We start from the raw sequence: 6,413 nt of genomic DNA, 5'->3' as shown, positions 1-6,413 counted from the left end.
GTAAACGGAAGTGATCTGAAAATAACGCCAGTGAACGCCGGTACAGCCACGATTACGGTAACGGCAGATGACGGAAACGGTGGCACGGTGGATACGCAGTTCAACGTGACGATCACGCCGGTGATCCCCGAAGCCGTGAACCATGCCCCGACGGTGGAAACGTCGATCAGCAATGTAACGACAGGAGCCGCAGACGGCATCAAGACCGTGAGCCTTGCAGGTGTGTTCGCAGATGAAGACAGCGACGTACTGACATACACCGCAACCACAACAGATACGGGCGTGGCGACAGTAGCGGTAAACGGAAGCGATCTGAAAATAACGCCAGTGAACGGGGGTACAACCACGATTACGGTAACGGCAAATGACGGAAACGGTGGCACGGTGGATACGAATTTCACTCTAACGGTGACTCTTCCACCCGCTGTTAATCATGCTCCTGTTGTTCAAAGCACGATTAATGATATTTCTACAGAAGCAGGTGCTATGGACACAACTATTGGACTTGCTTCAACTTTTGCGGATGAAGATTTGGACTCGCTAACGTATTCCGCTGATTCATCGGACCCTGGCGTAGCAACGGTTTCCGTTACAGGCGATCAACTGATTATTACTCCGCTAGCAGTCGGGAGTGCTACAGTAACAGTCACCGCAGATGATGGAAAGGGGGGAACCGTTCAAACGATCTTCCAAGTCACTGTTGGAGAAAAGAAAGGACTTTTCTTCTCCGAGTTGGCATGGGGGGAGGGCGACCCTATGATGCAGATTATTGAGCTTTATAATGCGGGTTCAGAGAGATTGGATGCTTCAAAAATTAGAATTGAACGTAGTGGCGGTGCAGATCCGATCGAAATAAGTCAAGACGCTGGTGCTTTTATTCAAGGTAAAGCTACTTTTGTGATAGGAGAAACCATGTTTTTTGGTGATGTGTATGTAGATTACTCCACGGGTATGGAATTTTATAACGATGATTTAGCACCTGTCACTTTATCACTCTATTACGATAATCAGTTGATTGATACGGCGGTGTTTCAGCCTCATACCACTATAGCTAGACAATCCGATGTTACCCATGGAAATGCAGGCCACTACGAGGCGAGTGAATGGTTTGATGAAGGAATCGATTATACGGATAATATCGGTATCTTTAGCAGCGAGGCGCCATAATGAATAAAAAGAATAGAGGGAACATCATGAGTTCTAAACCTAATAAATGGCTGATTACATTAGCTTTGGCTGCACTTGTTGCTCCAACAGCCTTGCAGACGATTGCATCTGCTGCCAGTGATGCATCAAACGGAGCAGCTCTGGCCAGCCTGCCTTTTAAAGACATCAATAATGTTGCTTCTAAGCAAAAGACAAGCATCCTCCAAGCCATTGAAGCTGGGCTTCTGCGTGGAGACCCATCCGGATCTTATCGGCCAACGGATTTGTTGACTCGTCAAGAAATGGCGGTTCTATTAACTCAAGCTCTGCAACTCTCTATTTCTAAAGCAGCAACCAGCAGCTTTGCGGATGTAGACTCGAAAAGTTGGTCGAGTCCCTATATTGAGGCTGTACACCGTGCAGGACTCATGAATGGAGACGACGGTAACAAATTCAGACCCAAAGCGGTAGTGACCAGAGAGGAGGCGGCAGTACTGCTTATGCGGGCCGCCGGGCTTCCTATCGCAGCTGACGCCACGGAGTCTGCTAAACTTACTGATTGGAATCGGGTTAGCCCGTGGGCACGGCCTTACGTAAATACGGCTTTACAGTCGGGTTCCATGGAGACGGATCAATCCGCTTTCAAACCTAAATCGTCTGTTCAACGTCAAGATATAGCCCAGTATATGATGTCTACCTTTTTCCCTAAGGACCATGTTGTCCAACTCCAAAAAGTGGAGGATGGAAAGGCTTGGATTAACGGGATTGAATATAAACTTTCGGATTCAGTTAAAGGAATCTTGCAAACCTCTAACCAGGAGATTCTCAAAGGAGCAGATATTCAATTTGTAGCATCACAGCGGACCATTGAATCGATCACCAAACTAGTCATCCATGCGAGCGGGCAAGCCCCGATAGGGCAAGCTTCCGAATTCAGTGGTAATCTTGTATTAGATGGTCATAACTCTACGATTGACGGAGACTTAACTATTGACGGTGATTACATTTCAGTTATGAATTTGAATGTCAAAAATAGCTTTACAGTTACGTCAAGCCTTGGACATGATTTCTATGCCTCTAAATTTACGGTACAAGGAAAAACATATATTCAGGGTGGTGACCAGAACACCGTATTATTTGATGCATCTGAGCTGAAGGATGTCGAGGTCTCCAAACAGGATGTCCACGTTGTCATTCAAGGAAATTCGACGGTGGATCAAATGACGTTGACTTCCAATGCAACAATTGAAAATGATTCATCCTCAACGATACTGCAGTTGAATGTTCTTGCCGGTGCCCAGCAGGTAGAGCTACAGGGGACTATTCAGAAATTGTCGGTCAACAGCGATCGGTCCGTAGCTCTGACAGGCCAAGCCTCTATTAATACAGTGACTGTGAACAGTTCCTCTCCAGTCAGTCTGGAGGTAGCTGGAACCATTTCAAATTTACAAGTAAATAACTCTGCAGCAAATATTAGTGTAAGCTCCTCCAGCCAAGTCACGAATACTTCATTTGCAGCAGGTGTGTCCTCTTCGACGGTATCAGGAGTCACTACAACTTCTTCTGGCAGCTCGCGTTCTACGGTTGTGACCAATACAGCGCCGAAGTTAGTGACCAAATATGACGATCAGGCCGTAACGGTGGGCGATTCTGAACTTCAAATTGACTTGCTTGGTCATTTTACGGACGAGGAGCAGTCCGAGCTCAAATATACGGCAGTGTCGTCTAGTACAAAAATCAGTACAGTTCGAGCAGAGGGAACAAATCTATTTATTAAGGCTGTTGGCAAAGGGACTGCAACCATTACAATTGCCGCCGATGACCAGGCCGGGAAAAAAGCGGGAACGAATTTCAAAGTTCGTGTCAATGAATCTCCTGTTTCATCGGGTATCCCTGATCAAAGCAAGCAGTTGGGGAGCGGCGACGTAACCTTATCTTTAGGATCGTTTTTTACGGATTCTGAAAATGATCCTATGACCTATGAGGTTGCGATCGATGATCCTTCCATTGCCACCTTTACCCTGACTGGTGATCAATTGGTATTAACTCCGGCAACTGTAGGACATGCCCAAGTTACCGTCAAGGCATCCGATGGTCGTGGAGGCAGCGCAAGCCAGTCGTTTCAATTGGCGGTAACTGCAGTACCTAATCAAAATCCGGTTGTAAATCAGAAGCCAGGCAACCAAACGCTTACTGTTGGCGATGCGGACTACATCCTGGATTTATCCCCGGTATTCCTTGATCCGGATAGCAATCCACTAACCATCTCGGCAGAATCCTCGGATCCATCCATTGCGACGGTCTCTGTTAACGGAAACCAGGCTACGGTTCATGCGGTTTCCTCAGGAACAGCAAACATCCAGCTAAAAGCGGCAAATGGCCTTGGAGGCGAGGTTAAGACCAATTTTGATATTACCGTTAATGAACCTCCGGCATCCTTGGGAATTCCGGATCAAACGAAACAAATCAATTCAGGCGACATTCAATTATCTTTAAACAACTTCTTTACCGACCATGAGCAGGATACGTTATCATACAGCATTGATATTTCCGATTCTTCGGTTGTGACTGCAGTGTTGAATGGGGACACGCTTACCATTACACCATTAAAGATTGGCAGCACAGCAGTATCCGTTAAAGCATCTGATGGCCATGGAGGCAGCGCAAGCAAGTCATTTCAAATGGAAGTAACCGCTGTTCCTAACCAAAAACCGGTTATAGATCAGAAGCCTGATAATCAGACACTGATTTTAGGCAATGCAGATTATATCCTGGATTTATCTTCTGTATTCCACGATCCCGATGGCGATCCTGTGGATGTTTCGGTAGAAACGTCGAATTCATCAGTTGCTGCTGTATCCGTTAACGGAAACCAAGTCACCGTCCATGCAATTTCTTCAGGAACAGCAACGATTCAGCTTAAAGCAGAAGATGGTCGCGGGGGCGAGGTCACTACTGATTTTGATGTTACTGTCAATGAATCCCCAGTTTCGTCAGGGATTCCGGACCAGATAAAAGAAATAAATACAGGCGATATTCAATTGCCCTTAAACGATTTCTTTTCCAGTCCTGATAGCGATATTTTAACTTACAATGTTAGTGTTTCTGACTCGACTGTTGTGACGGCTGACGTTTATGGGGATATGCTCACTCTTACACCGTTAACGATCGGTAGCACATTAGTATCGATCAAAGCAACAGATGACCGGGGAGGGCAAGTGATCGAAACTTTTAAAGCCACTGTCACAGCTGGAACTCCGGAGAATCAGAATCCAGTAGAAACTAAACCTGCCGACCAGTCGCTTACTGTAGGTGGTGAGGTTTACTCACTCGATTTAGGTTCCATTTTTACTGACCCTGATGGGGATACGTTGACCTTTAAGGCAACCTCTTCCGATCCGTCCGTTGCTTTGGCGGAAATCGCTGGAGCCCAATTGGAAATTCAGGCACTAAGTGCAGGAACGACGAGCATAGAAATCACAGCTATGGATGGTCGTGGAGGGGAAACCTCAACCAGCTTCCAGGTCAGCGTCCAATCATCCGGCTTGCCTAACCCGTCTTCTAATCAGCCGCCTCAAGTAGATGCGGTCATTTATGAACAAGTGTTGACTGCAGGAGTTACGAATGCAAGAAGCTACGACTTATCTCAATTGTTCAGTGATGCTGACGGGGATGCCTTGACGTTTACTTCTACGGTTGAATCAAGCGGTATGGTAAATGCAGAGGTTAACGGATCAACGCTGACTCTTACTCCAGGTAATCAGGCAGGAAGTACCAAGGTAACGATTACTGCGGATGATGGGCATGGCGGAAAAGCCACCTATAATTTACAGGTAACGAATGCCCCTCTTGCAACGAATGGAATTATTCAAATCCGGACTAAGCAAGGGGTCAAAGATCCGATTACTTATGACATGTCAACAGTGTTCCCAGGTGAAACTTCATTTAAAGTCTATTCGGGTACGGCAGATTCTACCTTTACTGGACCAACCCCTCTTAATGGGACGGTTTGGACGTGGAACGGGGGTGTTTTTCAATACTTCTGGGTAATCGGAGCAAACGGATCTGCTACTGTGTTTCAAGTGATCTCAAACCCTCAAGGACCGGAGGAACTGTATTTTTCTCAGTATCTATCCTTGGATAAAACCCGTACTGCCATTGAGCTGTTTTACAATCCGGTAGGAGATACTTCTAAGCCTATAGAAAATGCAGGATACTCACTTGAGATTCATCAATACAATTTAGCTACAAATACTCCTAAAGTGTGGAGCCAGCCTATTAATTCGTTTTACAAAGGCATGCCTTATATATATATCGATTCCATCTTTTACGACTTTTTCGATATTATTCCTGCGACATACTATAATGATGAGATAATGTTATTAGAGACAGATAAAAACGTAACGACAGGCTATGTTCTGAAAAAGAACGGCGTAACGATCGACGTCTTAGGTGATCCTGACGGCAAAACGCAATTTATGCCGAATAACGGGACTATTATCCGAAAATCGGGGATTAAGTCCGGTTCCTCCTCTTATAACCTTCCGGGAGAGTGGAACTCTTATCCAAGTGGAACGCTCCAATATTTTAGTCATCATACTCCATAACATTTTGTTGAATTAACGGGAAGTCGGCGATTTTTTCGTCGGCTTTTTTCTTATATTTTTTCAGATTTTAATCCTCTTACTTTGTGCTTCCTTAAAAGGCAGTAGAAGTGCATAACTATTATCGGTTTTGGAGTTTGTTTTTGATTTTAAATTAAACTTAAATTTTTTTTAATAAAACACTTGCTAAATGATTTCATTCTGTGATATATTCTTATTCCGGCCAATTAAACAAGATGTTTTGCCGGGTAGCTACTAAGCAGAATGGATTTGAAGGAAGAAGCACTTCTCGAAAAAAAGTTATTGCAAAATTAGTTCGAATGTGATAATATATAAAAGTTGCTGTTAGGGTTGATTTGACAGCAAGAGAAAGTGTTTGATCTTTGAAAACTGAACAACGAGTGAGTACGGATTTTATTCATAAAATCCAATGCTGAAATTTTGATACATGCCATTTGGCTGTATGAAATGGAAGCAACAATGAGATATATTATCTCGTCAGTTTCAACATGAGCTAATCGCTCTTTCTATATTGTTTTATCTTCGGTTCTTCTCCTTGGAGTGAATGAAGATGAAACAGGTTGATGTTACTTTGTAACGTCTTTAATGGAGAGTTTGATCCTGGCTCAGGACGAACGCTGGCGGCGTGCCTAATACATGCAA

The 6,413-nt window shown here is 44.6% G+C and carries 2 protein-coding genes and 1 rRNA gene; all 3 read left to right on the top strand.

The annotated features are described in order from the left end of the window. The coding region (locus HFE01_RS27330; RefSeq protein ID WP_481856243.1) for an Ig-like domain-containing protein at positions 1 to 1,167 on the top strand (1,167 nt) is incomplete at its 5' end. A 26-nt stretch (positions 1,168 to 1,193) separates the two neighbouring features. Continuing rightward, positions 1,194 to 5,753 (top strand): S-layer homology domain-containing protein, encoded by a 4,560-nt coding sequence (locus HFE01_RS14585; protein WP_107734145.1) that lies wholly within the window; start codon positions 1,194 to 1,196, stop codon positions 5,751 to 5,753. Between the two features lie 600 nt (positions 5,754 to 6,353). After that, a 16S ribosomal RNA gene (locus tag HFE01_RS14580) occupies positions 6,354 to 6,413 on the top strand; the annotation flags it as partial.

Source organism: Paenibacillus sp. EKM10P (assembly GCF_011800655.1).
Classification (GTDB): domain Bacteria; phylum Bacillota; class Bacilli; order Paenibacillales; family Paenibacillaceae; genus Paenibacillus; species Paenibacillus polymyxa.
Note: the sequence above shows the minus strand (reverse complement) of the source record. Positions and strands in the feature narration are given on the sequence as shown.